Origin of the sequence: Methylobacterium sp. B1 (assembly GCF_000333255.1) — a bacterium.
In the GTDB taxonomy this organism is placed as follows: Bacteria; Pseudomonadota; Alphaproteobacteria; order Rhizobiales; family Beijerinckiaceae; genus Methylobacterium; species Methylobacterium fujisawaense.
The window spans coordinates 1-1,279 of record NZ_BACT01000429.1 but is presented as its reverse complement, the minus strand read 5'-3'; the positions used below and the strand labels follow the sequence as shown (position 1 = coordinate 1,279).

Below are 1,279 nucleotides of genomic sequence, written 5' to 3'. Positions count from 1 at the left end.
CGATCACCGTTGCGGCGACCTGCGCCGACATCCTGGCGCGGACACTGGAGCGCTGCGGCGTGAAAGTGGAGATCCTGGGCTTCACCACCCGGCCCTGAAGGGCGGCCAGAGCCGCGAGGCGTGGCTCGCCGCCGGCAAGCCGCCGAATCCCGGCCGCCTGAACGACCTGCGCCACATCGTCTACAAATCGGCCGACGCCCCCTGGCGGCGGGCGCGCAAGAACCTCGGCCTGATGATGCGCGAAGGTCTGCTCAAGGAAAATATCGACGGCGAGGCGCTGGATTGGGCGCACAAGCGCCTGCTCGGCCGGCCGGAACAGCGCAAGATTCTGATGGTGATCTCGGACGGCGCGCCGGTGGACGATTCGACTCTGTCGGTCAATGCCGGCAACTACCTCGAACGGCACCTGCGCTGGATGATCGAGGAGATCGAGACGCGCTCGCCGGTGGAACTGCTCGCCATCGGCATCGGCCACGACGTGACGCGGTACTACCGCCGCGCCGTGACGATCATCGACGCCGAGGAACTCGGCGGGGCAATGACCGAGAAGCTCGCGGAGCTGTTCGAAGAGAACGGCACGCCGGCACCGACCGGCCGGATGCTGCGCGCGGCGGGCGGGCGGCGCTGACCGTCCGCGGGCCTTCTCCGACCTCGAGGCCCGTCCGCTCCGGCCTCTCATCCTGAGATGCCGGAGCGCCGCGGAGGCCGCGAAGGAAACCTCCGTCAGGCCGCCCGATCCCTGGAGCCCTCCTTGGCGGCCCGCTGACGCGGGCCCCTCAGGATGCGGTCGTGAACGGGATCTTCCGGATCACTGTGCCTGTTGCGCGCAAGCGGAAACCGCCGCGGCCTCGGGGGCCACGGCGGTTCGAACCGTCCGATGAAGGATGGCGTGAAGCCCGGAGACTCAGGCCGCGACGGCCGGGGCCTCGGCGAGCTTCTTGTGGATCTCGCGCTTCAGGAGGCGGGCGGTCTGCGACAGGTCGCCCTCGCCAGCCTTGATCAGGAAGGCGTCGAGCCCACCGCGGTGCTCCACGGAGCGCAGGGCGTGCGCGGTGACCCGCAGACGGACGCGCTTGCCGAGCGCGTCGGACTGGAGGGTGACGTTGCACAGGTTCGGCAGGAACCGGCACTTGGTCTTGCGGTTCGAGTGGCTCACGAGGTGGCCGACCTGAACGGCCTTGCCGGTGAGTTCGCAGCGGCGCGCCATGATAAAAAACGATCCCGTCTCGTTCCGCCCGAATAGACCCGATCGCGACCGGCGCGATCATCGTCGCAGCAG

1 protein-coding gene and 1 pseudogene are annotated in these 1,279 nt (G+C 69.1%); one reads left to right on the top strand and one right to left on the bottom strand.

What is annotated here, in order from left to right; translation table 11 throughout:
• A pseudogene (locus I53_RS12555) lies at window positions 1–628 on the top strand (cobaltochelatase subunit CobT); the annotation flags it as partial.
• A 276-nt stretch (window positions 629–904) separates the two neighbouring features.
• Here I53_RS12555 and rpmB read toward each other — a convergent pair.
• Window positions 905–1,207 (bottom strand): 50S ribosomal protein L28, encoded by a 303-nt coding sequence (gene rpmB, locus I53_RS12550; RefSeq protein ID WP_043351177.1) that lies wholly within the window; start codon window positions 1,205–1,207, stop codon window positions 905–907.
• Window positions 1,208–1,279: the final 72 nt, after the last annotated feature.